General features: G+C 44.0%; 26 protein-coding genes. 5 read left to right on the top strand and 21 right to left on the bottom strand.

All coding sequences use genetic code 11. The features are described 5' to 3' along the window. Positions 1 to 192: 192 nt before the first annotated feature. From AC0YNS_RS26175 to AC0YNS_RS26160, 4 genes are all read right to left on the bottom strand, one after another. Entirely contained in the window at positions 193 to 1,362 is a 1,170-nt protein-coding gene (locus tag AC0YNS_RS26175) for a hypothetical protein (protein WP_475783877.1), read from the bottom strand. Positions 1,363 to 1,365: 3 nt separating this feature from the next. Next, positions 1,366 to 1,524, bottom strand: a complete 159-nt coding sequence (locus AC0YNS_RS26170) for a hypothetical protein (protein WP_475783876.1) — start codon at positions 1,522 to 1,524, stop codon at positions 1,366 to 1,368. A 143-nt stretch (positions 1,525 to 1,667) separates the two neighbouring features. Continuing rightward, on the bottom strand, positions 1,668 to 3,896 hold the full coding sequence (locus AC0YNS_RS26165; protein WP_475783875.1) for an SNF2-related protein: 2,229 nt from the start codon (positions 3,894 to 3,896) through the stop codon (positions 1,668 to 1,670). 58 nt (positions 3,897 to 3,954) lie between these two features. After that, positions 3,955 to 5,157, bottom strand: coding sequence for a hypothetical protein (locus tag AC0YNS_RS26160; RefSeq protein WP_475783874.1), 1,203 nt, complete (start codon positions 5,155 to 5,157; stop codon positions 3,955 to 3,957). 356 nt (positions 5,158 to 5,513) lie between these two features. On the opposite strand from AC0YNS_RS26160, the gene AC0YNS_RS26155 reads away from it, so the two are divergent. The 4 genes from AC0YNS_RS26155 to AC0YNS_RS26140 all read left to right on the top strand — a co-directional run bounded on the left by AC0YNS_RS26155 (position 5,514) and on the right by AC0YNS_RS26140 (position 8,825). Further along, positions 5,514 to 5,936 (top strand): hypothetical protein, encoded by a 423-nt coding sequence (locus tag AC0YNS_RS26155; protein ID WP_475783873.1) that lies wholly within the window; start codon positions 5,514 to 5,516, stop codon positions 5,934 to 5,936. Between the two features lie 583 nt (positions 5,937 to 6,519). Beyond that, positions 6,520 to 7,275, top strand: a complete 756-nt coding sequence (locus tag AC0YNS_RS26150) for a hypothetical protein (protein WP_475783872.1) — start codon at positions 6,520 to 6,522, stop codon at positions 7,273 to 7,275. A gap of 14 nt (positions 7,276 to 7,289) precedes the next feature. Then, positions 7,290 to 8,657 carry a hypothetical protein gene (locus AC0YNS_RS26145; protein ID WP_475783871.1) on the top strand — a complete coding sequence of 456 codons (1,368 nt, stop codon included), beginning with the start codon at positions 7,290 to 7,292 and terminating at the stop codon, positions 8,655 to 8,657. Between the two features lie 15 nt (positions 8,658 to 8,672). Continuing rightward, positions 8,673 to 8,825, top strand: coding sequence for a hypothetical protein (locus tag AC0YNS_RS26140; protein ID WP_475783870.1), 153 nt, complete (start codon positions 8,673 to 8,675; stop codon positions 8,823 to 8,825). Between the two features lie 107 nt (positions 8,826 to 8,932). On the opposite strand, the gene AC0YNS_RS26135 is transcribed toward AC0YNS_RS26140, so the two are convergent. Continuing rightward, positions 8,933 to 9,454, bottom strand: coding sequence for a DUF3221 domain-containing protein (locus AC0YNS_RS26135; RefSeq protein ID WP_475783869.1), 522 nt, complete (start codon positions 9,452 to 9,454; stop codon positions 8,933 to 8,935). Positions 9,455 to 9,493: 39 nt separating this feature from the next. Continuing rightward, positions 9,494 to 10,681: a S1 family peptidase gene (locus AC0YNS_RS26130; protein ID WP_475783868.1), complete on the bottom strand. Its 1,188-nt coding sequence runs from the start codon at positions 10,679 to 10,681 to the stop codon at positions 9,494 to 9,496. A 473-nt stretch (positions 10,682 to 11,154) separates the two neighbouring features. Here AC0YNS_RS26130 and AC0YNS_RS26125 point away from each other — a divergent pair, with 473 nt between their 5' ends. Then, positions 11,155 to 11,802, top strand: a complete 648-nt coding sequence (locus AC0YNS_RS26125) for a hypothetical protein (RefSeq protein ID WP_475783867.1) — start codon at positions 11,155 to 11,157, stop codon at positions 11,800 to 11,802. 301 nt (positions 11,803 to 12,103) lie between these two features. Here AC0YNS_RS26125 and AC0YNS_RS26120 read toward each other — a convergent pair whose 3' ends face one another. From AC0YNS_RS26120 to AC0YNS_RS26050, 15 genes are all read right to left on the bottom strand, one after another. Then, a complete protein-coding gene (locus AC0YNS_RS26120; RefSeq protein ID WP_475784037.1) occupies positions 12,104 to 14,128 on the bottom strand; it encodes a phosphoadenosine phosphosulfate reductase domain-containing protein in 2,025 nt (674 codons plus the stop codon). A gap of 313 nt (positions 14,129 to 14,441) precedes the next feature. After that, a complete protein-coding gene (locus AC0YNS_RS26115; protein WP_475783866.1) occupies positions 14,442 to 15,317 on the bottom strand; it encodes a ubiquitin-activating E1 family protein in 876 nt (291 codons plus the stop codon). A gap of 660 nt (positions 15,318 to 15,977) precedes the next feature. After that, on the bottom strand, positions 15,978 to 16,424 hold the full coding sequence (locus AC0YNS_RS26110) for a hypothetical protein (protein WP_475783865.1): 447 nt from the start codon (positions 16,422 to 16,424) through the stop codon (positions 15,978 to 15,980). Between the two features lie 94 nt (positions 16,425 to 16,518). Further along, positions 16,519 to 17,091, bottom strand: coding sequence for a M50 family metallopeptidase (locus AC0YNS_RS26105; RefSeq protein WP_475783864.1), 573 nt, complete (start codon positions 17,089 to 17,091; stop codon positions 16,519 to 16,521). 55 nt (positions 17,092 to 17,146) lie between these two features. Further along, entirely contained in the window at positions 17,147 to 18,010 is an 864-nt protein-coding gene (locus AC0YNS_RS26100) for a hypothetical protein (protein ID WP_475783863.1), read from the bottom strand. After that, complete coding sequence (locus AC0YNS_RS26095) at positions 18,010 to 18,564, bottom strand: hypothetical protein (protein WP_475783862.1); 555 nt, start codon at positions 18,562 to 18,564, stop codon at positions 18,010 to 18,012. The genes AC0YNS_RS26100 and AC0YNS_RS26095 overlap by 1 nt, the downstream gene beginning before the upstream one ends. Before the next feature lie 30 nt (positions 18,565 to 18,594). Further along, complete coding sequence (locus AC0YNS_RS26090; protein WP_475783861.1) at positions 18,595 to 19,743, bottom strand: hypothetical protein; 1,149 nt, start codon at positions 19,741 to 19,743, stop codon at positions 18,595 to 18,597. Further along, positions 19,727 to 20,158: a hypothetical protein gene (locus AC0YNS_RS26085; RefSeq protein WP_475783860.1), complete on the bottom strand. Its 432-nt coding sequence runs from the start codon at positions 20,156 to 20,158 to the stop codon at positions 19,727 to 19,729. Before AC0YNS_RS26085 ends, AC0YNS_RS26090 begins: the two co-directional genes overlap by 17 nt. 73 nt (positions 20,159 to 20,231) lie before the next feature. Beyond that, the gene (locus AC0YNS_RS26080) at positions 20,232 to 20,549 is read right to left on the bottom strand and encodes a hypothetical protein (protein ID WP_475783859.1); all 318 of its coding nucleotides are present in this window, start codon (positions 20,547 to 20,549) and stop codon (positions 20,232 to 20,234) included. Positions 20,550 to 20,777: 228 nt separating this feature from the next. After that, complete coding sequence (locus AC0YNS_RS26075; RefSeq protein ID WP_475783858.1) at positions 20,778 to 20,936, bottom strand: hypothetical protein; 159 nt, start codon at positions 20,934 to 20,936, stop codon at positions 20,778 to 20,780. Positions 20,937 to 21,051: 115 nt separating this feature from the next. Continuing rightward, the gene (locus tag AC0YNS_RS26070) at positions 21,052 to 21,240 is read right to left on the bottom strand and encodes a hypothetical protein (protein ID WP_475783857.1); all 189 of its coding nucleotides are present in this window, start codon (positions 21,238 to 21,240) and stop codon (positions 21,052 to 21,054) included. Then, positions 21,224 to 22,246, bottom strand: a complete 1,023-nt coding sequence (locus AC0YNS_RS26065; RefSeq protein ID WP_475783856.1) for a hypothetical protein — start codon at positions 22,244 to 22,246, stop codon at positions 21,224 to 21,226. The genes AC0YNS_RS26070 and AC0YNS_RS26065 overlap by 17 nt, the downstream gene beginning before the upstream one ends. Before the next feature lie 45 nt (positions 22,247 to 22,291). Continuing rightward, the gene (locus AC0YNS_RS26060; RefSeq protein WP_475783855.1) at positions 22,292 to 23,731 is read right to left on the bottom strand and encodes a DNA cytosine methyltransferase; all 1,440 of its coding nucleotides are present in this window, start codon (positions 23,729 to 23,731) and stop codon (positions 22,292 to 22,294) included. Between the two features lie 22 nt (positions 23,732 to 23,753). Beyond that, the gene (locus tag AC0YNS_RS26055) at positions 23,754 to 24,677 is read right to left on the bottom strand and encodes a hypothetical protein (protein WP_475783854.1); all 924 of its coding nucleotides are present in this window, start codon (positions 24,675 to 24,677) and stop codon (positions 23,754 to 23,756) included. A 72-nt stretch (positions 24,678 to 24,749) separates the two neighbouring features. Beyond that, complete coding sequence (locus tag AC0YNS_RS26050; RefSeq protein ID WP_475783853.1) at positions 24,750 to 25,385, bottom strand: hypothetical protein; 636 nt, start codon at positions 25,383 to 25,385, stop codon at positions 24,750 to 24,752. Positions 25,386 to 26,262: the final 877 nt, after the last annotated feature.

Genomic DNA, 26,262 nt, shown 5'->3' with positions numbered 1-26,262 from the left:
ACCTAATGGCGGTGTTTTACACGAAATGTGCATACTATTCCCGTAAATGCAGATAAACGGATCCTTCAAAACCACATAACTCCATGAGCCGCTTGGCAGGAGCATCAAAAAATGAAATAGTATGGGTATATTTTACCATTCAATGTCGAAAAAGTAAAGAATCCCCCTAGATAATTAGGGGGATTCGACTAATTAAAAGAACGAAAGTTGTCCTGCCACTGCGTAATGTTTTCTATTACTGTGATCAACAATATGCAGCTGCAGAGAATCTTGAGATTCTTCTTGATCAACCGACTCGTCCACTTCGGACTCTGGATTGCAGTCAAGACCTTCAGCGAGTAATTCCGATCCCTCGCTCTCAATCTCGCTTTCTGCTAGAGGATCAGTAGGATTTTCACCGACAATAACAGCTGCCACCTCATAGGGAAGGTTTGGTGGAGCTGGTTGTTCTATTGACCCAGCAGAAACTCCATCTGGTTGAAACTCAGCATTGTTTGCCTCATCATCTGAATCTTCTTCAAAAATCAACGATTGACCATCCAACGAATTGTCATCTTGAGTCAGAACGAATTCGCCTTCTTCATCAAATTCTAGATCGAATTCGCTTTCTTCAACAAACTCTAGATCGAATTCACCTTCTTCGACAAACTCTAGATCGAAACCTTCTTCATCAACAGGGTCAAGTTCAATCTCTCCCTCGATTTCAGATGGTTCAACCATCTCTTCTTCATCCTCAATTGTCGAGACAGGAAGAGGTGTCGTTAACTCAAAAATGAGACGGTCCAAATGACCGTGGGACCGAATGCGGCATTCAAAGTCAAGATCTGATTCATCGGACATTCGTTTTGGGAATAGGTCTTCATCAATGACCATAGCCCCGCCATCGCCTGTGATTTCTTCGGGGCGATAATACAAGCCAAATGGCTCATAAAACTTTTGGTCGATTGTTAGGTTTCTTGCAATTGTATCCATCCCTTCCCTTACGCGGTCACGATAATCTACCACTACCAAAGGAATTAGATCAATAAATGCATTAATGCATCCTTTGATTGTTGGAGCATTCAACGGTTTCTCAATATGAAACTTACGCCAGTTTGCGATCCACCAGCCCACCATGCCATTTTGATAAATCTCAGTACATTCAAAGGGATGCTCTTTCTCCTTCACGTATCGTTTCAACCAGGATGGCATCTTACCTTCAAAGTAGATACGGATGACCTTGGAAGGATCTTTCGGGTGGAGCTGGAGCTTGATTGGCTTTGCTTCAAAGTGATGACGGGTCGGAGCCGAGGAAGTTCCCTTCGACTCGTACCACTCAATTACAACAATGCCCGTAGATTTTTCAAAGAAAGGTGCTGCCATTGGCTAAACAACCTCCTTTTGATCTACAAACTCATATCCAACTATCATCCATGTCGTGCCGTTCGTGTATTCTCTTGCTTGATCCATATTCTCGAATGACTGACTATGCTCTTGTCCACCTTGTTTGCATTTGAATGTAACCGTTACATAATATGTTGTCATTGTCTTGTCCTCCTCCTCAAATTAACGAATTCTGTGAGAGCTGCCTTTTCGCGGCAGCCTCACTCTCTCTTGCTGAGCAATATTCGTAAACCCGTTTAATTCCAGAACGGAACGAAACATAGTACCCTCTCCTCTTATCTTTATTAGGCAATTTGCGAACGAGACGTTCCACTCTTGAGCATCTGATGAGCAAACTCCTCCATGTCCATCGACTTTGTAGAAGCAAGTGCATCACCTTCGAACTCGTTCGCGATTTCCTCAAAATCAAGCGACTCCCGATCAATAGCCAAGTTCACACCACTGATCTTCGATAAGCAAAGACCATGCATATTAACATCTATTGTGCCAACATTCATTAGCCACCAGATATCAACGACGTCTCTCTGACCCAAACGTACGGCTCGCGAATAACACTGTTCAATACGCTTGCCGTTGAAGTCTAAATCGAACAAAAAGACACTCTTCCCTTCGGTTAAGGTATACGATTCAGCTCCTGTACGATGGGACAGAATGAGAATCGAAAGCGGATCATTCGGATCCTGGAACCGTTCGATCAACTTCCAACGGTCCTCTTTCTTTACTCCACCATGAATGAATTCCGCCCTCTTCCCAAATACGATATTATCGAGGGACAAAGACAGATACTCAATCGTTTCCTTGTGACCGGAAAAAATGAGCATTTTCTTATTCCTACGAAGGAGGTCAATCGCCTTGGTTTCAAGGAACTGAATTTTAGCCGTCTTAACGCCTTTGGAGGCGTCGTATTCTGGGAAAACCCACGGGCATGAGGCAGCTTGTTGGAGTTTGCGCATCCACGTACAGATTTCAATCGTATTGATGCGGTAAACGTCCCCTCGCCCCACCGCTGCTTGTTTCTTCATGAGCTCCATCTCGTACCAATCGGAGAACTCCTGAACCTTCTTGTCGTATAACTCCTTCTCGGCCGGGAACATATCTACGTGATAGCGATGATGTTCCGGTTTCGGCACAGCAATATGAGCTTGTACATCTGCATCTTGCTTTCTTTTTCTGTACATAATGCTGTCTAGGACTTTCCACAGTTTCTCGTGGTTGGATACTCTTGCTTGCACAGAGTCGATGTCCAATACCGCTCGTTTCTTCCCGCCCCCGTAAAATTCTCTGAAATTTTCATATCCAACCTTCCCATATCCTTGAAACGGACGAGGATTACCGGTTACATTTGCTAGTGGGTCGTCATATCGGGAAGAGAAACCAGTTAACCAGCCGAGGATCCAGAACAAATCCTCTGTTCCGTTTTCAGCCGGTGTACCAGATAGTGCCACTTTAACTCTCGTCTTAACTCGTCGAACTGCAAGAGCCCTACGTGTGTCACCGCTTTTGATATAGTGAGCCTCGTCTACCACGCAAGCATCATAACCGTTGTGATAGAACTGATAGAGCGCTGGCTTCTTCGACTCAATGATTGAATAGCCACAAACGCGCTTCTCCCTCCGACCAATATGCTGTTCGATGACATTGCTGCAAATATGCTGACCAGGTTTCCACTCACATTTGCACTTCGGACACTCTTCCGGCCTATCCTTGTCGCTCCATCGCTCTTCGAGCGGATTAGCTTGCTTCTTGCAAACGGTACAATAACGAAGGTTCCGCTTGAACACCCCGCCAAATGAGATTTGGCAATGCGGGCATTCGGTATGCTCCTTTTGGCGATACACGACCCGTCCTGCATCATTAGCCCACTTCTCGTATGAAACAAGATGGAAACGTTTTGTACTATGCAGGTCACTAGGATTCGAGAGAATGATGTAATCATCTTCGAAACCCAAATTCTTCAACTCCCGTATCCAGTCGTTCAAGTTACGTGACATCGTAATAATGAGGATGCGTTTATTGGATTCATCAGCAGCTACGCCTACGATGGAGGTCCTTGTCTTGCCCAAGCCCATATCCATCGCATTTAGCAGCCGCTTCTTAGCCACAATGTACGAGGCACACTCTATCTGGTAATCATAAAGCTGTGTACCATCCGCAAAAACGACGCCTCCGAACTTGTCTTTGACCTTCTGCTGAGCATCCACAAACCGTTTCGTCATCTTCATCTCCGATAAAGGAATCATATCCAGTTCGTAGTTCTTGCGTTTACGACGGAGAACCGATTGAAGCTTTACCAGCTCCTCCGAATCGGTCTCTATACCCCAATGTTCAAGCTGGCATACAACTCGATGATTGGTCATCGAATCGTTACTTCTTGTCACGAGGTAATGCCATGATAATTCTTTCTCCTGTACTCCCTCGGAAGCGAAGCATTCAGAAATCACAAGCGAATCACGGATATGTTCCCCCCGAAAAACCAAAGCTTTATCGTTATAATTCACTCGAATTAAACTCATCAAAAAGCCTCCGCGAATTAATATCGCGGAGGCACTCACCTCACTTTTTGTGATTTTTTTAAATGCCGGCTGCTACTGCTGCTGACTTCGAAGTCGCAGCAGTAGATGGTGCCGAATTCAACTTCTCTACTTCCGTCACGACAACCGGTAGGACAGTCATGTTTACGCGATCTTGACCATCAAGTCCGATTGTAATCGGCGACCGATAACCACTTACGTAAAGTACAATTTCATCCGAACCGCGATAATGAGGCGATTGGAAGTACGTTGCAGCGATTTCCATGTGTTCTGCATGAATTGCGATTGCAGCAACACCATCACCATCGACAGCACCACCTAAGTCCTGCACCAGGGATCCATCAATCGTCTGAGCCGTTACGCGTCCATTTTTCATGAGCAAAATCGTATACGGCTTGTTGTTTGCGGCTACCTTTCGGACTCGGCGCATGAGCTCAATAAGCTCAAGCCGATCCAGCCTAATCTTGGTTTTTGCCTTGTAGTCGAAGGCTTGGTCCATATAGGCGACTGGAAGTTCCCCGTTGAGCGGCGCTGCAATGCACGTTGCAAGACCAGTATTGAACACGACCAAACCCGATTTCGTGATCCCGACTTGTACTTCTGCGTCCGGTGGCAAAACTTCCGAAACGGCTTGAAGCATTCGAGCATCAAGTGAAAGGTTTTTGTCGAACCAATCCAGCTTCTGTGCCAAACAACGAACATACTTGAAACTGTCCGTTGCACGCAGAAAGACCTCTCCCGTTTCCTCTTTACTGAAATGAATACCGAGAATTGCCGGAAGCGAACTTGCTTTTTCGTGACCCGGCAATGCGCAAAATGGAATCATCATACGAACGATCCCGTGCAGCGCGCCTGGCTTCCAGGAGACAGTGGATTCCGGTGTAGGCGGTTCTAGCATTGGCATTGTCTCCGGCATCAAATCAACTGCGATGTGAGAGTCTCTCCCGCCCCATTTCATCATCAAGCGGGAACCCTGGACTTGTATCAGGATTTCTTCATTTGATGGAAGAGCAGATACCTTCTGATCGATTTCGAATAGCATAGTTGCGACAGCCATTTCAGCCTCAATAGCTACATTTGCCTTTCGTTCCACACTCAGGGCAGCATCTGCGAAATAAAACGAAACACTGCTCTCCTCAGTCGTGGAAATATAAAGTGTTTTGTTGCCAGCTCCGGATTTGCGTGCAGACTTAGCTAACGGACCAATAATGCCTTTAAGCATCTCAGCAGGAATTTTGAACATAAAAATGGGACCCAAAAAAACAGGTCCCTTCACCTCCTCAAAAATATAATTTTGTTTTTAATCAAAAAGCCTTGTTGCCCTCTCCTTGATTTCTTCACCTCCTTGTATTTCGGACAACAAAAAAAGCCCTCAAAAGGAGACTTCTGCTTTAGAAAGAATCTAAAGCTAACAGTCGCCTTTGAGGGCGTTTTTGGGCATATTTATCCCTATCATGAACCAATAGTAAATCAACGGTACACCTTGAGCCGCATGGCAGGTGCATAAGTAAAATGATAGGTATATTTATATTGTATTAAATAGCGCGAAAGAATACAAGATATCCCCTTCCAAAATCGCCTCACTTCCCGCCTTCCCTTATGCTAGAGATAGCAGATTTGAAAGGCGTGATCCAATTGGAGTTGGTAAAGAATCGGTCTCTCGAGGCAGGAGACCGAGTACAAGTTTATCAGAATCTAAATCGATCTTGTTTCTCCATTAGGAGTAAAAAAACAGGATTGGTTGTTGCGTATGCGGATACTGTGACTATTGGAGATGCCCTCTTTAAGGTATCTGATAAGGGAAGAAGCCGGGTTTTGTCGACGGGTGTTCGTAGTGTTCATGCATATGTAGAAGGAACCTTTATAATTGCCAACTCCCCTAATCCGCCCGCTGGCGCCAACCAAATTGCATACTATAACCCCTTCATCACAGAACAATTTATTGTGGAGGGAAGCAAGCTTAATGTTCATCAATCGGAAGTCGCTCATTGCCAGAATCGCAGAGTTTTCTTTGCGAAATGAAAGCAAGCCATAAAAATATCCAGAGGTGAATCTTATGTCCGAAAAGTGTTGCAGAACAGAATGTCTCATCAATTTCAAACCCATATTATCTTCTTTTGATGACGGGAAGGACAAAATTATTCTGTGCCCAAATCATGCTCTTGAATATGTGATCCACATCTCCAATAGTGAGAAACCTGAAGTCCTCCCGCTTCCAACCGAATCAACATTACCAATCGGTCCCTGTGATGCGTGCGGCCAAGTCCATGATACGCTTTTATATCTAACCGAAGATTACAACGAGGTGACGCTAAGAATAAATGTGTGCCGAACACATCTTCACCGACTACTTGCTAGGAGCTTGGAGCCAACTGCGTATAAAGAGATTCTAGCAATGCACGGAGTCTTCTATGAGATTCATGATGATTTTTATGACGATGAGGGAAAAGCAGTTCAACCGCTACATATTAACCTCTAACAAGTATTCATAAATTCATCTACAAGGGTCTGTTTTCACTCACTGTGAAAATAGGCCCTTTCAAAATTCGTCCCCACGTCTCCCCTCCTCTACAATAAATATATAGAGGACGTTGGAGGGAATCTCATGACCCAATTATGTTTCAACCTATATCAGAAATACGGACCCTGGCTCATCACAAACAAAGGCGATCAGGATTGCAGGGAACTCGCCGACCGCCATTATAGTCGTCAGAAAGTAGGCTCGAAACAGTTTACCCGTCCCGGCCGGAACCTCGTGCTGCGGACTGTTGATGCCAAAGCGGTATGGGTTACTTGGAGCGGGATTCGGGACGATGGTCATGTAGCCTTCGAGTGTACGATCTTCAGGAACGAATCCGATCACCTCAGCTCTGAGCTAATCAAATGGGCGATTTTTGCCACCGTCTGTGAATGGGGCGGCCAAATTCCCCGAGACGGCTTTATTACATACGTGAACGAGCAGAAGGTAATCAGTGAAATACCGGGATATTGCTTCAAACGAGCAGGATGGAAGAAGATCGGTAAAAGTAAGCGGCGCGGGCTGGCACTATTTCAAATCTCGATGGAAAAGAACTATTTGGCCATGCAGAAGCTTAATACCGTTAGAGATTTAAAAGATGCTCAAGAATCGATCCAAATCGCATTGGCCTCTGGTGAATGGACGGATGCCCACTGGTTCCATCAGCAGGCCGTTAGTCTACAGAATTACGTCAGCCATGCTGATGAAGCCATGCGAAGGCTCGGCATCGGGCAGCTCCACGATCCGACGATTCATGAATGGGAACTACAAGACATCATTTCCCCTTTCGAATGGTTCGAAGGGGAACGGCATATCAAGAGAGCAGAATACATGTATTCCTAAAGGGGGAGCGAGCAATGCAGGTAGCGCGGAAGATATTTGATATATTGGAGCATGATGAGAAAGACGTGGAAAAAGGTTTAGAAGTGGTTCGCGGCAGCCGGAAGAAAGATCGCATCAAGGAAGGCGCGATCGATAAATTCCTCCAAAGCTATAAACCAGAAGAACGGTTATTGAAGAACGCCCTTGTCTCTCAGATCGAACGTTCGCCTCTATACATAGAGCCGGCGCATGATGTAGCATTAAGCCAACATTTCGGATGGAATCGCGGCATGGCGATGAAACTTGAGACAATAATCCGTGGCCGATGGAGCGCATGGCTTAACATACTGAACAACCAACGTTTCGAATTCACCTCGGATATTATTCCAGATTGCCCGTTCAGTATGTTTGATGGGGCTGAGCAAGTTAAGAAAATGCTAAGCAAGTGCATGGATCAAGCTTATAGTAACGGATACAGCGGTCATGATTTCATGGAATGGCTTGGATACGGACTAGGGATCGGTTGGTTCGAAAAACCGAACATCAACGAGAGGACATGGCGACATTGGTACGAAACCTTCGATATCTCCCTTATGCTACTCTATCCAAGCGACTATCTCTCCAATTTTTTAATTGATTACTCGGGGCAGTCCGGAGTTGGCGGATATCCAACGCCATTAAACGTTACAATGGCTATCATGAAAATGTTAGGTGGCAGAGATAGTGGCGATCCTTCTCGGCGAAGCGAATGTGTTTTTGAACCATGCCTTGGAGCGGGAGCGATGCTGCTTACTTCCGACAACTTGAACCTCGTTGGAGCGGACTATAACCCTGCGATGGTGAAAGCCGCGAGCATCCAGGCATTTTTATACCAGCCCTGGCTCCTATATGTACCTCATCCGATTATAGGACTTCATTTTTCCGAGGAAGAAATGCGGATTCACCGCTACTATGAATTTAACACCAACAGCCGTATCTACCTTGGGGACAGTTTGCTTGGAGAATATGTCGCTCCCGCAGATATCTTCTCAGAAAACAAGGAGCGTGTTGAAATCTATGTTCAGCCACTTGATCTGCAGAAGAACAGCGCCCTCAAGTGTGAGTGGGAATTCATGACTATCCCATGGTCGGAGATGCCTGCCGGAATGAAGCTAGAGATCGTGAAAGCCCAGGCTCGGAACCTGAAGTTTGAGGTAGTAGCGTCCAACCCACCGTTCGGTAACATGAACAAATACACAATGGAACAAATCCGAAAATATCAGAAGTCCAACGAAGAATTCCTTGCCCGACGTAAAACATGGTTAGATGAACTCGACAAGTCACCACATCCACATACGGAGGAAATAATAGACCAGGCATTAAGTTTAATCGAAGAAAAGACGGGACAGTTGGCATTTTTCTAAGGAGGGTCACAACCCATGACACGGCTATACGAAGACCTGAAACCGGAAGAACGCCGGCAGTACGGGTTTGTAAAACTTAGCAAGCAGGAAATCAATAGGATTATGTCAATGAAGCCCCACACTGCGGCGTTCGAGAAAATGGAAGTACAGCGCAAGAACCAAAAATAGCAAAAAAGAAGGCGCGCACCTTAGGCGCCTTCTTTTTTCAAAGTTCATATTAGATTGACTTTAAGCTTCTTATTCCAGTATTAAAAGAAGCCGCAGTGTTAATTCCCTTACTTGCCTTCCACTTCTTCATCGTTAATAGTAACAATCTCTTCGCTCGGTTTAGGAGCCAGGCCGTCCATTATACCAATCATCCATTTTTTTGTAGTCCCCTCGTAAGTAATTTTCGTGATAATTGGAACTAACATATCGGATTTACTAGAGATGGCCAATGCTAGCGCTTGCTCAGGTTTTAATTTTGCTTCGCCCGATATCGAAATAGGTAAGACGACAACGCTGCTTGCGGATCCGACGCCAGGGTAGGAGGAATCGATATCTCCTTCCAAAGTAGCCTCTACGTGTTGTCCGATAACAAGGCTGTCGTCGGAGGATCCAAGCCATATGGCCCCGTACATCTCGCTACCGGTCATTTTCGTTTCTGAAGCTACAAGAATTCGATCAGGGGTTTTTTTTGTGATGTAACCCGTGTAAGTAGCTTTTACAGGCTGCGGTTCGACAGCTTCATTCTGTTTGTTACAAGCCGTGATACCAAGCAAACTGATAAACATTAACACGACGACTGAAATTCGCATCTTATCCCCCCCTTTTCTCCAAAAATCTATTAATTTATCCTAATATGGAGTAGCAGATAAGTAAATATTAATCGATGGCCAATAATATGAAAAGTACGATATTTTGCTAGCGGTGGCAAAAGCGTTAGCATCCTGAGTACTTGATTTCCGTGACATAACACCATGTAACACTTCTCCACTCCATAAAGTGGCTCCACTATCTCCTTCATTTTGGAATGTCCAGTTGGGATTAGCTATTTTAATCTGGTCAGGTAGATCAACACCAGTAGTTGGATTCATACTAGTGTATGATGTACTCAGTACAGTACTGCAAGTATAGTTGGTTGCTAAACCAGCTTTGCATACAGTTTGCCCTTGAGTTACAGAACCAGTACTCGTAAACTTCGCGTCATAATCTGTTGCACCATTCTTTAATACCAAACTACTAATTTTTCTCGTAGTATCTGTAATTTGAACGAGACCAATATCTTGGCCGCCATTTACATACGCCGTAGCATAATCAACACCGACAGTAGTAGTGTACTGTTTCACTGTTGAACCGGTTCCTAACATGCAATGACCTGCTGTAATAATATACTTTTTATTATTCCCATCGTACCCAGTAGCTGCTGTCGAACAACCTCCGCTCCTAACAATACCGATTCCTCCACCAAGAACCGTATTATTTCCAGTTCTTGAAGCAACGGTATCAATCATGTCTGAAAATGATTCATCAATTCGAATATCAATTGCATTTCCGAATAACAGTTCAAGAGATTTTTTGGTGGAATCAGGCATTAATTTTGCCTCTACAATTACTTTATCTAGCACCTCATCAATATAACTTGCGACAATATTTGTACCATCTTTCTTTATTTCATCTAAATGATCAAATATATACTTATTGATATTCAATAATTCATTGGTTGAATATTTATGTTTGTCCTTACCCTTAATTTCCAGGATATCTGATGGAATTACATTCTTGAGTTTTTCTTGTATTAATTTTAACTTTTCATCATCTTTGGACAAGGCTAATACAAGTTTAAACCCGTTTTTACGGTCAATATAAAATGATCCACTATCATTAATATCTCCTATTATTTTCTTTGCAGCTGATAAATATGTACCTTCTAATTCTCGATCAGATTGTTCTGCAGACCCTTTGTTTACATCAAATGTTGTCAATGTTAAAACAAAAATTAAAGTTGTAATCAGAAGCAATGTAACTGACTTTTTAAAATTCAAGTATACTCCTCCTAAAATGAATGATAAGCCCTTTGCCTCGCAATGAAAGACTGACTCACCTCGCTATATTTATATTACAAGATTCTTACATATCCACATGCTACCATCCGTGGAGTTATTAGTAAATGGTGGTAAAACGTCATTTTATGTCGATTATTATCGAACATCGCGTAAGATTCTATCAACGTAGCTCTGACTTGCTGCTTAGCCTAATTGACACATTTAGCGATATACCAGTGCGGATCACCGACTCGCAAGTTAGCTCATCTAAATGTATTAAACGAGAAAAACCCCGATCTCCTGTTAAATATCAAAAACTGATTCCTTATAAAAAAAAGTTGACAACATTTTACAATTAACGTTATTATTTGAGGGTTGCGGAAGCAGTGCACAAGTAAGGACAGAGGTAAGCATCCCCGGCCTTTTTCGTGATGCCAATCGTGGATTTTACTCAATATAAAGGAGAGTGTCACATGTTTTTACTCGCTGCAAATGTTAATGTTATCCAGGCATCAACAAATACAAATTGGGTGTGGTCTATTAGTCTGATATTAAGCGCATTAAATCTGGTTGGGTTGATAGGTGGGTTCATCACTGCTGGAGTGACTTGGAGAAAATATATATATGAGAAAAATAGAGATATCTTTATAAGACGTTTGAATGAGGTTTACGCCCCCTTATACGGTTTATTAGTAAAGCAAGAAACCTTAAGAAAGATTCGTCTCGCCCACATAAAGCGCGAAGATGCACCAATAATAACATTAGTAAAAGAGACATCAAAGGAGACTTTGAACTTTTCTGGAGCGACCATGTCCAGTGAAGTAAGAGAAGAGATTGGGGAATTAGATCGTAAGAATTTCTTAAAAGTGCTTAATGATACAAATAGAGGATTGGCACGACCGCAACTATTAAATCTTCTCTTTCAATATGAAATGCTTATTTATCTAGAGGAGTCTACTGTTCATGATGAAGGTTGGAAGAAAGCAGCTATTGAAAAAGTTAGAATTGAAAATATGTTAATTAAAGAAATTGTTCATGGGTATCGTGATACAATTAAAAGTCTTGATATCGATGACAATCATTCAATAACGATGACAGAGGATTTCTTTGAAGGTTTCTAATTGCTGCTTTTCGTCCAACTATCATGAACTATCATCATTACACGAGCATCCATAAAAGGTTGCTTCGTTTGTGAAAACAATTGCACTCACCAGTGCAGTTGACTTATTAAGATAAAAGAAAGCGACGGGAATACATATCCCCGTCGCTTTCTTATTTTCACTTTACGGTGCGGTAGTCATTTCATTTGATTCAAGTGGCTTGCCTTTACCCGACGACGACTTATTCGGATCGCTCTTTTTAGCCTTAACCAATTCATGATACCACTGATATTCAAGCAACATGATGCCTCTCTCCCCTCAATCAGATCGCTTCGGGCAGGATAAATAACACAAGTTGTTCTACTTGCTTCTCTTCTTCCATATTTGCCCGCTCCCTATGTGCCATTGTGATTCGCTCTATGGCTTTTAAGTCCTCTTCAGAAAAGGTGTCCACACCGCAGCCCCACGGGTCCCAGATTGGCGAAAACGATGTTTCAAAATAACCGGGATGAACCAGGAGGAATGCGAACAAAGCATCTTGGAATCTGCCACTTAGCGCGATGCCTTCGGAAAATTCCCGCTGTCGAACCTCCCTGTAAATCTGAAACACTTCCTTCTGAGGAATCTTTAAACCCAAATCATGCATTTTTTCGAGTAACAGTACCCGGACATCCAGCGTCAAATCGCCGAGCCCGCTTGAAAGCAGACCCTGCATATAATAACCGTCAGCTATCGCTTTCGAGCCTTTTCTTTCCCGTTTATAACCGGTCAAAGATCCGTAGCGGATTTCTTGGGCTGCCTTGAGCACCTTCCGCATGATGACGAAAGGCACCAACTGTTCGGGGTAATCCTTAGCCATATTTTCAAGTGAGGTGTCCTGCCGTACCACCGAGCACAAGACGCAGCCCATTCTTGCTGAATTTGAGCTCGTACAGGCTGACACTCCATCGTTTATATCGGACATTGCAGCTCCGATCGGACACTCTTCCCATCCCCCCGCGGCCGAGCCATACAGGTTGATAAGATTGAAATTTCCGTAATCTCCCCAAGGGGCCTCATACCTCACCAAATAGGTAATCACATCACGTGCCGACCAACGCTTTATTGGCGCGCAAGTCTTTATCCCTGAGATTGAATGCTCCCCGAAGAACTCATCGCCGAAGTACTTGGAAACACTTCGGGACCGGTTGCTGCTCTCTTTGCTCCGCGTACCGATAAGCAAAACAATTTGATCACCGGTACTTTCGGCATAGTATGCTGCAAATTCTTCGAGAACTTCATCTGCAGGCGACTTTTTTAGTCGATCCACGCACCAGCGATTCAAGGAACTCGGCGGCGTATAACCCTTACCAAACACGCAAACGTGGAAGGTATCCTCCAAGTCTGGAGTGACAACTCGGAAATCGATGTCGAGTTCTAATGATTCAACCCGCTCCTTCACTTTGTAAACATGTTCAATAAGCAGAGGGTTCTCAATTAGCGTATCGGCACTTATGACGGAAATCTTCGTGCTGCAATCTGGATGTCTCATCTTATATCTGATCGCCATTTGCAGGCACGTGTGGCTGTCCTTGCCGCCGGAGTATGCAATCAATACATGTTCAAACGAATTCATGCAATGTTCGATGACCTCAAACGACTCTTCCAGCATCTCTTCATCCACTTCATCTGCGATCTCAAACGCTTCGCCTTCTGTTACATTCTTAGACGGTTTCGGGAGATCCAAACCAAAATAATCGAAGAGATCCATTTTTACCACTTCCGAACACTCATCCAGCGAAGGCCAAGGAAGCGGTTCACCTACGCCATACGGCGGGAGCGGGAAATCGAAGAAGAATTCTGCCAGAAAATAATCTTTTCCGTCCGTGATCCAGCAGAGGAGCTTGTGTTTTGGCGAAAAACCATGCCAATTACGCTCGATGCCTGGGATCATGCGGGATAAGATAGCGTTGCTCCAATCGTCAATCCAAGCTTGATACGGCAAGCGAATAACATACCCGTTGCTCTCCATGTGGGCGAGAAACTCTCCTGCCGGTTCAGCACATGAGAGGGCCTCATTCCAGAGAATATCAGTCGCGTAACCCATTAGGTCCCCGACTGGCATTTCATTCAAAAAGTGATGCAGAGCCATATAATCCGATCCTTTTGAAAAAATGGCACTGTGCTCCCGCACCACACCTCTGAAATCCCAGGATTCCTCCTTAAGATATGACCATATCCTTCGGGAGACATTATTGGGTTTCCTCAGGTTTTCTTCAATGGCAATTCGGTGGTTAGTCGGAACAAATTCAAATTTTACGTCCATTCCCACTCGCCGTGGCCTTAAAGCAGAAGCGAGAGTTGGCATCGCCAACTCCAGCTCCTACTTACAAAGCCAGAGGGCGATGCCTCCTCTCTATTCTGTTCTATTTACATATCCTCGTGAGATCACCATTCGTTCGTCAGTAGCGATAAACCATTGATAGATTCAATCGAATCGACGCTGATATATACAATTGGATTGTCCTCCACGTCGAAACGAAAGCCTTCCAAATGGTATTCTCCACTAGGTAGCTGCGCCCAACTGCGAAATAAAACCGCCCATTCACTTGTCCTATCAGTGCACTTAATCTCTACCAACTCACCAAGACAAAATGCAGGTAATTGTGCTATGGTTGACGTCATGCTGTCACCCTTTCCTTCTTTGCTCTCTCGAAGTCATTGACTTGATCAGAAGTCAAAAACGTTGGCTTCATTTGCCCGAATTGAGCATTGAAATTGATTACGGAAGCGTAAATGCTCTTGGTATGAAAGAGATTATTCATCACCATGGAAGCAACCTGTGCAGCAAATTGATTGGTCATAATCCGCTGCGGATTTTCAGGCAACAACTCACCGCAGGATTGACCTGGGAAAGCAGTGTGATCGTTTTCTAAAATGTTCGGGTACACCCTGGTCACAGGAGGACAAATTACTTGCCCGCCCCATTTCAGCCCGATTACACATTGTCCGCCAAACCCACTTTCGATCATGATCTTCTTCTCCTCCGAATTCGGACGCTTATATTCCTTCATTCCTTCAATGCCAAGATCGATCCAAACCAAATCTGACACTGCCTCGGAGTGAAAGAACTCATCAAAAAGCTGGCGGGAACGATCGTTATCAACCATTCCAACCAGAATCGGGATAATTTGGCGGCCATTATCGGGTTTTGGGAACAGACGCTTAAGCAAATCCAGTGAGGTAACGTACTCCGTCACACGCTTCGCATCTACGTCATAATGCCCTCCGTAACGATCTGCCAGTGCAATAACCTTCTTCTCAGAAATATCATCCATGGAAAAAAGTTGGTTCCTCAGATTCTTCTTTTCTACTTCGTCACCATCGGCGATCAATATATCAAACGAGGCCTTATTATGCTCAGATAAATTCACAGCCTTGTAAGACGAAATGAGTTGTAGTAAGTTCCGGAAGAAGTAGCCCCCGTTACCACCAGCTCCAATCTGCCGAATCATAAAGTGAACATACTGGTTTTCCTGGAGACAGATCGTCTTCATCTATTCTCCCCCCACAATTTCGAATGTGACATACGCACATCTCCTTCCAATGGTTTTTTATAAAGGCAAAAAAAATCGCCTTTCCAAAAACCCCATTTCGACCCACTTCGGGCGTAAAATGGCGCTTTTTGGAAAAGCGATTTTAAAACAACAGTACTCCCTGAGCCGCGTGGCAGGAGCAATAGAATAGAAAAGAGAGATGGATTCATTATACCAAAATGCAAGGAGAGGTGCTATAGAGCAAACCGTCCCCTCCTAGCTTCTATACCGACGGCTTTTTCTGAGGCTAGTAGTCTATTTGGGCTTAAGGGCACTTTTTTTCAAATGCCGGTTATTATTTTGGGAGGTGAGGTTGCTAAAGGTTTGGTTTAAGCGGGCAATACAATAGAACCACTAAAAATCGGAATCAAAAAGAGCCAGTCGGCTGCCACCGGCTACGGCTCTTTTTTGCGCCACTAAGGAGGTGATACCATGCGTAAATTTAAAAAAGTAGATGTGCTGCTAAAAATTGTTGGACTATTCTCGGTCCATGTTAAGCTCGAAGCTCCTGATCGCCCTGTAAAGAAACGCCGATAATGCACTCATACCGAAAAAAAACAAGGGCAGCTGCTTAGCTGCCCTTCTTCTCACATATCGTATTTTTGTGGCATTATTTGTAAATCAAGAGATCAGTTCACGAAAAGCGTAATTGATGCTAACTTCACCGTCAAAGGAGTACGACCAGATCTGTTCTTCGGAGTCAGCATCGCCAGGAGTGACACGGACAATTTTTGCATAACCATCTTCTGTAGCCAGCTCCTCTTCTCCGAATCCGTTGTCCGCCAAATACCCCTCAATCGCTGATCGAGCCAGCCCCGTTAAACGTATACGGTCCGGTTCAACGATCACTTTCTTGCACTGACCCTTATCCATAATGACAAATACGAAGATCTCCTTCACAGGCTTAAAGCTCTCTTGGGCAGAATCAAGCAGCCGAACGGCATCTTCTACACGCTTGAGCAAAGCCTGATCCTCGTGTGCTCCAACAACAGAAGCGGATCTCGCAAAATCAAGCACAACCCCCCATGCCCATTGAGTAGCACTTGCAATCATCATATCCTTATCCATACTGTTTCCTCCCGTGACGACCCGCTCCACGAGGTCGTCAAGAATTAGACCCCGCGGTGGGTTAGTTACGATGCAGCTATTACATAATGGATTGTTATATCCTTTGAAACCTTGCAACTTCTGCCTTCAAATGGTCCGGCGTAAATTGATATCCAATCTCTTCAAGATGTCCAACGAAGTCCTGGCGGTATTTTAGAGCCAGTCTAATCTTGTATCCATCAGATGAACTAGATCCAAGAAACATGTTTGCGTTTGCTGAAAATAGTGCGAAATTATAGAAACTCAATGCACCAGACAGAATGCATAGGACGAAAGGTATATCCATATTGGCGGTAAAGAATAAAAGCCAAAAAAAGATAGCTGCGCAAAGGAACGATGCAAGTGGCCCAGATCCGCTTATTACGAACTGTTTCATCCATGCGTTCGAGCGATCTCTATTATAGAGTTCCCAATAGAAATCGTCACCAAAAGCAGAAGTGACAAAGAATTTAGTTTTTAATCCTCTTCCACAATAACCGAACCGTGGTTTGCCTCGATAAGACAAAATAGCGAGATAATGGCCAAATTCGTGGAAAAATATTGATACAGCAAACCCAATAACTAAGCCACCGAAAAGCGCCACTACCTCCCATTCGTGTGAGTACATCTCAATTAATCGATCTAACATTCTAACCCCTCCATGATTTCTTATTAATCTATTTATAGACTCTTGCCATTATGAATCACTCCACCTCTTGCAAGTAGGCGTCCCATGCTGGACCGCAATCACGAATGAAGGAATCAAGGTTTGTTATTTTTATTCCTTCAACCATGTCAGCAGCGTGCACTCTCGGAAAATTGTGATTGATCATAGCGTCTTCATAAATCTCCTGCTCACTAGCTTCCGCGATCCAATACTTGTACATGAGTGGAATCATCGTTTCAATATCGTACTTATAGATAGAGGTACACTTATGTACGCGCTGATGCCACTCATTTGGATAAGTAGCAATTTGACATAAATCCGGCTTGTCGAAGATGTAATCGACGGAGAGTGAGATAAACTGACCTCTTACTCCAACCCTCAACTTCATCTCTGGTGTCTCCCCCATCAAATTACCGACCACTGCATACAGCATGTACCCCGTCTCATCGGAGTCGTCCTTAGGAGAGAAGTATGCCGGCATCGCATTATGCGAGTGGATATGAAGTACCTGGACGTAACGTGGATCGTTTAACCGCTGTGTACAATCAGCTTCAATGGCATCCCACCGGACCGTTTGCTTCGGGCAGTCTAGCTCATAATTGCCGGTCTGAAGATCATAATACACTTGTACCATTACTTCATACTGCTCATCTCGGTTGCAATATGCCTTAAAGAAAGAAATGGCGGTAGATAGTAAGTGACTAGGAATCTTCGGCAATTGAAAATCGAATCCCTCTTTGATTTCATCAAGGGAAGGGAAAAGCGGCCTGTGTAACACAAGCCGCCCAAACAAACTGTCCCTAACCTCATATAACCGTCCATCACGTCCGGCGATGATATTGTTAGGCTGACGGTTTTCTGCCTTGAGAAAGTCGCGCAATTTCCAGAAGAGACCCGGCATTAGTAGCACCCCTTTGATGTACCAAACGCATCCAGAAGAAGGAGCTTCTCCGCTTCCTTTTCAAAGTCCCATTTCGCGCGAGCCTCGGTGAGTTCTACATTCCCCTCATCGATTGCAAGCTTCTCGCGGATTTCATTAAGCGTAGCTTCCGTCTTTCCAGTCGCGATTTCCTCTTCAAACAAAGTATTGATGAGGTATGTCTGTCCGCCAAAACGCACAGACCAGGAATCCGGCTCATTCAACGGAACCTTCTCCAATTTCGGCTTTAGCGGAGCGGGAGGTGTTTTTGGAACTGATCCCTTCCCTGCTGCTTTCGATACCGATTTTGTCGTTGCAGCGCCTTTGCCTTTCTTCTCTTCTACAGCACCCGTTACAGGATCCGGACCGAACAAAGAAAGTTGACCATCAGGGTTCAGAACCATATCGAATCCGGTGCTTGATGAGCCAACGTCCAAATCGGATACTTGATCACTTTGATCCTCTTCGGCTATAACTGCATTATCCGATAACAATCCTTGCTCTTCCTCCAACGTATTGTGCTCCATATATTCCATCTTGGGTTTCTCCTCTCAAATTTAAGGTATTTATACAGCGACTGCCGTTTGATTGGCATCATCCTGCAGCATCTCACTGTCGGCGGGTTCAGCAGCCGACTTGAACATCTCAAAGAAATCCTGAACGTTCACATTGAGTGACTTGAGTTCCGAATCATCAAAATCTTTGTTCTGTAGCTTATAGAACCATTCCCGAAGGTTCTCACCTTCAAAGAGGTCGTTATTGGCCGGTGAGTTAAAGAACAACTCTGGCAAATTTTGAAGCTGGAACAGATTTTGAATCTCGATATTCGCTAGATCCGGCCAACAAGCACTGTTGCTCGAACGGACGTTAGAAAATGGATACCGAAACAGTTTTGTCTTTGGTCTAATGGTGACATCTTTAACCGCGACAATTTGGCAATCCACGATCCTACCCTGTTTTACCTTAAAAGCAAACATCAACTTCGGATGACCCACTTGGCTATATGAGGTTGTGTGAAAGATCACATCTCTCCTAGCCCGGTCCCGCTCCAGGACAACGATTTTTGTCCCATCGAATTCTTTCTGATATAACACAGTTCCTTTCGGCAAGATCGGTGTAGAAACCGTCTTTACCTTCGGAATAAACTCAGCAGCGACCCCTCTGAAGAACTCCTTTGCCTCGTCGTTCTCAAATTTCTTTAATGCACCGAGAACGCCACGGATAAGTTCTTCATTACGGTTGCTTGCCAATTTCACTTTAGACAGCAAAAACAAGAACATTTGGGCAAAGACCTCGTCGTTCTTGATTCCTTGCACCCTCATAAAGAGATAGTCGAGGAAGCCCTTAAAACTTCTCTCGTCCAGTACACTAAGATCAAATTTTACTGCAACAGCCTTAAATAGATCAGCGATTAGAGCTAGATCTTCTGTCTTCTCGGCTTTTTCTAAAACCATCTCGAGGGCTTTGGAAAGGCTCTTCCCCGACAAGTTGGAAATTGCCGGCTCAACGATTTCACTCACGACATCATCACTCTTCATGATGAGTTCGGTAAGCTCGAACGGTTCAACCATTGAAAGCATCGCATTTAATAGGTCCCCAATCCGAATTTTCTGATCCTTAACGGTGAACCCTTCCTCCCTGCTGATTACGCGGGCTAGGTTCGTATCCGATTCAGGAAGCAAGATAATACGGCCATTATCAGGCATGCGGTCCATCCACAGCCACTCCTTTCGTCTTCTCATCCAATCTCATTTTGAATTGAATAAACTCTTTCAGCGCCCCGTAGGAATATCCAAACGAGCCTTTGATAACCACCTGTAGTTCCCCATCGCCAAGCGTGGTTTCGAACTCCAGTTCAAACTGATCGCAAAAGATCGACCTCAACGGGGCAACGAGTTCCTGTTGTTCTTCTGGTGTAAGCTCCATTATCGTGGGAACAGGGATAACGAGACGTCGTTCATCCTGATCCACTTCTTCATCCAACTCAAACTCTTCATCGAATAGTAGATTAATACAACGATAGAATAAAGAATCTGTCTGGGAATGAAAGTTGTCGACAGAAAAAATGCACGACCCCGAAAGATGCTTATCGAGGTCATGCATCATTTTTGCCATCACGATGTTATCCATTGTAGGATAATATTCCCATAGAGTGTCAGATCCATAGGCGCAAGATTTACCCATCTTTGCACGAATTCCCCTCTCAAATAAAAGATTTTTTCGGAGGTCGCAAACCATCAACAATTTGCCGAATATGCGCAATCTGATTGATCTGCGTCAGCATGTTGTTGCTATTGACCTCTGCCTCGTTTTCCGATTCATAACAAGCAAACCATCCGACATGTTCAAGAGCGTGTACTGCCTGCTTTAAGGTAAATGAGTCGAAGTCGATCTCACTTAACCTGCTGCAGGTGAGCATGTACTCAATTACAAGCATCGCCCCTTCATCCAACACTGCATCGTCCGGGCTTAGAGTCGCTTCTGAAACCATCTGATCGAAACGTTCTAATGAAACACCCAACACCAGTACCTCCTTCTGTCATTCGAATATGAGTGCAAATAAAAAAACACTCATTCAATGACTAAATGAACGTCAATAGACGTTTCTCTACCAAAATTGGGCAGATTTAGTCACTCAATGAGTGTTTCTTAAAACAACGGAATCCCTTGAGCCGCCTGGCAGGGACAAATAAAAGTAAAATTAGATGGCTTAATAATATCACAAAATCATCGCGAAAAAAACTCCCTATTATTTATCGCGAATGTGAAGCTCTCCCTTGCCGGACTTGCCTACACCTGATGAATAGGGTTTCTTGATGCTCGACTTCCCTACTTGAATTCCTAGTCCCATTCTCTTTAATGAACCTATGACATTCTTTAATTCTTGTTTTGATTTTCTATTAACCACTGTACTGCCCCTCCCAATAGATTTGATAGAATCCATTATTGTCGGTATACAGATGGTTATTCATAAAAACAAAAAAAGAGAACAGTCCGAAGGACCATTCTCATCTCTGTTTAATCTAATTAACAACTAATTCACGTTTATGCTTATTAGAAACGCTTGAATAATAAGGGATCTCAGAGGGCCTCATTCCAGTTGCAGCAACTTGTAAGCCAGCCTCTTTCAATTCCTGCAGTATCTGCGCTTTCGCCTGCGCGAGTGCGTTTGCTTTGATCTGCGTTTGTTTGAGATTATTCCGCCTGCTCATGTTGATCACCTCCTGTATTCTCTTCATTTCTAGTATACACCACTTCAAACCAGTTTTGTAGACCACTCAAAAACCGACTTTGAATCTGATCCAGCTGCTCTTCGGCTGCATGTTCCTCAAGAATATCCGGATCCAGTGTCACCAAGAACACATGGTTTACATCCCAAAGAAAAACCTGACGTGCCATATACAGACGCCCATTCTTTTCTCCAAGTCCAGTATGCGAGAAACGATAGTAGCTATTCTTCAAAAGGATAGCTCGAAGAATTCCAGTCCGTTTTGCCTCGTTTAATCTTACCAGGGTTTCTTCCTGTAGATTAAGGTCAATTTCTACGGAATCATAGAACTCCTCATTAAACCAACCTTCGATTAAATCTACTACAAGCTGGACTAACGCAAATTGCGTTGCTTCTTTCTCAGTTACACTCTCAGGTGTCATTCCGCGAAATCGTGATCTGTGTGTCCGTACAAAATTGAGTAAAGGTTGAATCTCTCCATGCTTGTCCAATTTCGATTTCGCTGAAATAAACTCCTTGTACATCCCTTTATCCAAATGGTAATAGATTTTCACAAGTGCGTTCAGCCCAATACCTTCATGAACGTATCCGTCAACAAACTCTACCTTGACTTCAATTTCACCGAGCTTACGCTTTAAAGAGTATTTATACAACTGAACTGCCTGAACAGCATCTTCGCGCTCAACATACGAAGTAATGAAGCTCTGGAATAAATCCTTCCTTCTGTATGCAGAGAGCTGTTTGTTGGCCTTAATCTGCAACTCCATTTCATTTTTCATGTCTGATTCTAGTGAGCTTATCCTGCTACTATAATACTCTCGTAAAGCAAGAATAGGGATCACGAACCATACAAGTGGGATGGATAGCTTATCGAATATCGGCTCTATGTATTTATCGAAGAAGCTCGATGCAACTTCGGAGTTTTCACCCCAAAGCTGCAGAGCGCCAACAAATAGAGCGGCAATAATATATTTTAGAAACTTTCTCACTTGATCTCTTCAGCGCCCTTCTATTAAGAGAAGTGTTTTGGCATATTATAGCATTAAACATAATTGGCCGTCATTTCCCATCGACATCGGAATCTTAGATTCCTCTTGACCTGTACCTTTTGCTGTAGAGTTCTTCTTTATTTTTGGACTCAACAAAAAGAGCTCAGCTATGGCGTTCGAGAACATTTTTATTACGTTTCCGTCAATTCCTTGTCCTAGCATTTCATACTGTCTTGATAGTGGTGTAATACTAGGGAACTCAAACCATTCCGGCACCGAGAATATCCGCCTCAACTCCGAAATTGTGAGGAAACGGAATTGCTTCTCATCATCCGACAAAACGTATGAATTGGAACTAGACTGGGAACGATAGCGTTTAGGAATAGTTTGTAATTCCGTGGCATCAGGCTTCACAAAAGTCTTAGTAATGCTCCGATTTGCCCACGAATTCCCCTTTTCTGCCTTAGACCTGAAGCTTTCAAGCCAACGCTCGACCGGTTTCCATTCAAACGCAGATTCATTCCCCTTGTTCTTACCATCTAAGAAATCACGAAGTTTCTTGCGTAGGAAGCGGGGTTTACGCGGAACTTGGAATGCAAACATATCCTCCTCACTTTTAAATGCGAGAGAATATGCACGCGGCCGGTGAGCGATAGAGCCCCAGTCGTAGCTGTCGATCTCAATTGGGGCCAACCAATACGGATACATATCCCGTAGAGCCAATTGAAGCTTCGAGTATGCAGATGACTTGTAAAAGGATGGAACGTTCTCAATAAAAATAGTTCGACTATCAGCTGCTCTCAGAATGCGTGCTGCACCGATAATCAGGTTATTAAATACCCCTTCTCCCCCATTGCCTAAGTTCGAGAACTCGTTACACGGGAGTGTAACAAGCGAAACATCGGCTTTTACTACGGTTTGCAAATCTCGTAAATCACCGATATAGAGTAGAGAATTGGGGTAATTATGCTTCAGCACTTCGGCGGAATCATCCTCAAATTCTACCTCCATGACTGGGCGGAAATATTCCGACGCTAAAAAAGAGGCTGTTCCAAAACCTGCGCCTGCGCATAGAGACAGTAACTTCAAGCGTTCATCACTTTGCGTGGTTATCGTTGTCGCTGCGTGAACATTGAATTTAAGCGGACGAACAACAACATTGGAAAGGCTCCCATCCCGGTATACCGTGATTTCAACTTTGTCTTCTATACTAATAATAGACGCATATTTCGCGCCGGCCGTATCGACAAGTGGCCGATATTTGCCGGACAGCTTGTTCATTCGCCCAGAAACATGCACTGATGCAATAGCATCCTCTACAGGTTTGCTTGATATATGAATCTCTTGTTCATGTTCGAGTACCCGAACAAACAACTCCTGACCCTTCGAAAAATTCGCTGCCTCGCAAATTAGTGACTGCAAAAAAACTCTTGGTGCAGACTCTTTTCGACTCACTCGGTACACCTTTTTCAATGTCATGTTCATCTAATACGTCCTCCCTGATATGTCATGCGAACAATTCGCATACCATTTCTTCTTCTTTGGGTTGCGACCCCAATATTCTCCTTACAGCTGCCCAAAAGGTAGCTGCCCTCGTCTTTTCGTCGGCTTGAACGCCGGCTAATCGCATCGCCTCAAATTTCGATTCCAGTTCCTCAAGATAGCTGTCTTTGAGAATGCTATATCCGATCAATCTTTCAGCTCTCTTCGCTTTCTCCCATACATCCCGGCGCCTGCAGTAAACGACATACCAATGCTGTTTACCCGCTCGTAAGCATCCAGTGCAATTGGCGTGCTTCCAGATCTGATATGTCTCTGGAGGAGCAACACCAATTTCCCCTGTGCTTCGAATGGTATCCTTCCATTCCGCCAAAGGGTACGCACTCCGGTAGCCCTTGTCTTGGAGTATGCTGCGACGACGCTCGATCCGCTCCGTCTCCCCTGCTTCAAAACCATAATAAATGATGATTTCGTCGCTTCGTCCCGTTTTGGGATCCATGGGGAAGTTATCATTTAGCCATTTATGGAATGGAGCAGTCTTCAACCGATTCGTGCAGAGCGGATGAACACCGGCCTTAAATGCCCTAGCCTCCACGCATACATCGAATTGATCCTTTTCATTCCATCCCGGCATATTTGCATATGTGATCTCCACACCAAGGAGTGCAGCCAACTCCAACTTGTACCTCTTGATGTCCCAATGCTCTACCCATGGATTAATATCGTGATTGATCAAAATGACTTTCTCGGCGCCATAACGACGAACTACTTCATAAGCAACAATGCCCGATGTCTCCCCTCCGCTGTAGCAAACAACGTGCTTAACGTCAAGGTTCACTTCTGGTGCATCATCCTGCTTATCGAGTACGTCTGGAGCCTGGTGCTCCATAATGCCGCCATATAATAGATCAAACTGCAGCTGCTGCACCATGACTTTTCCTCCCAACAAAAAAGGCAGGCTCGAAATACGCCCACCTCTCTTGTATTTGATTTAGATGATGCTTCAGTACCGCCACAATACGACGCGGTTGCCGTTGAAACCAGCAACATAACGATCCTCGCACAAAGTAGCAAGTTCCTTTACTTCATCTTCACTCAGATCATCCATATGGAGCGTAAAAAGCTGCCCCTTTCCATATGAATAATATCGATCAAAATCTTTACTAATCGCTTCTTCGTAAGCGCGCTTGTCATTGATATCGAAAACATATGCAGCCTGCATGGTTTTCGGTTGGTCCAACAGATAATCATCGATGGCACCAGTAATCACGTCCAGAAGTGTATCGTTCAAATCTTTGTTGTTCGTGAGCTTTTGGGCAATATCTTCATACTCTTCGGAAGAAAGTGAGAGGTTGTGCTTTTTGCAATACCCCTCAATCTCTAACTTCAAAGCCGAAATAAAGCACCCGGGGCCATACACACAATCTTTGAGCTCCAACTCAATCATCTCAGTCGCATGAAGGTTATGCGAGGCACGGTAATCGGTATATTCGGTATGGACGCGACTAACTTCGGCCAACAAAAATCGAATATCCGAAAAAAGATCCGTAACAGTATCCTCACTAACGACATGCTTATACCCCGGTTCAGCTTTCTCCCGTATTGCTGCAAGGCGATCAGTTAATACCTGATGCATCATAAACAACTCCTCAGAAATGATGTTTAATTTACTTTAGATTCAAAGCACCGATAACTGTGCATTCTTTCAACTTTCTCAGAGACTCAATTTTGCGTTGCATCGCCATTAATTGAACTTTGCTCATGTTATTCGCCCCGATAAAATGAAAAAGGAAAAATCCCCTTTCATTCACCCTGAAAGGGGCTTCCCTCCTTCACCATCATTTGATTTTTTGTTCGTCAGAAAAATGACAAATACTCACTGCAAAAATAGATGCCGTTCCGCCACGAGAAACCTCATGGACCTCAAAAAGAGTGATCCTCCTCCGAATCGTTATGTGGGCGCAAAAAAAAAGCGTCCCTCACACGGTCGATTCCGAAAAGTAGGCATACGTATCCTACATTTCATCAATCGGTCGTCTGAGCGACGCCTTTTCGCTGTAAAGCCACGGGACTCCTTAGGCCGCTTGGCAGGAGCAAAAATGAAAAAATAATATAATCATATTATACCATACACCTAATTGGGAAAAAAGCAGCTGAGCAGAACTTGTTTCAAATTGCAAAACTGTCATGCTCTGAAAACAAGTATTAGACTGGCCCCTAAAACGGAACAGCAGCAGCCATGGACCAGAAAATAAAGTCCTAGACTGCTGCTGTTTTATTGAACTAACGTTCCCCGTTATCCATTTAATGCATCTCTTCTTTGCACCACAGAGCATGAAAGTAAATTCGTTCTTTCATGGTAGTTGAATGTAAGGCAGCAGTTCATTTTGGGCTGCCGTTATCGTGATTACGATCCTTTTTGCCCATCACAGCAAACATTGAAGGTAAATTGTCTACTGCATTAGTGTCCCTTTCCAATTCATCGACTCGAGTTATTATGAATCCTGAAGTAAGAA

The organism is Paenibacillus sp. J22FR21 (assembly GCF_056269135.1).
Note: the sequence above shows the minus strand (reverse complement) of the source record. Positions and strands in the feature narration are given on the sequence as shown.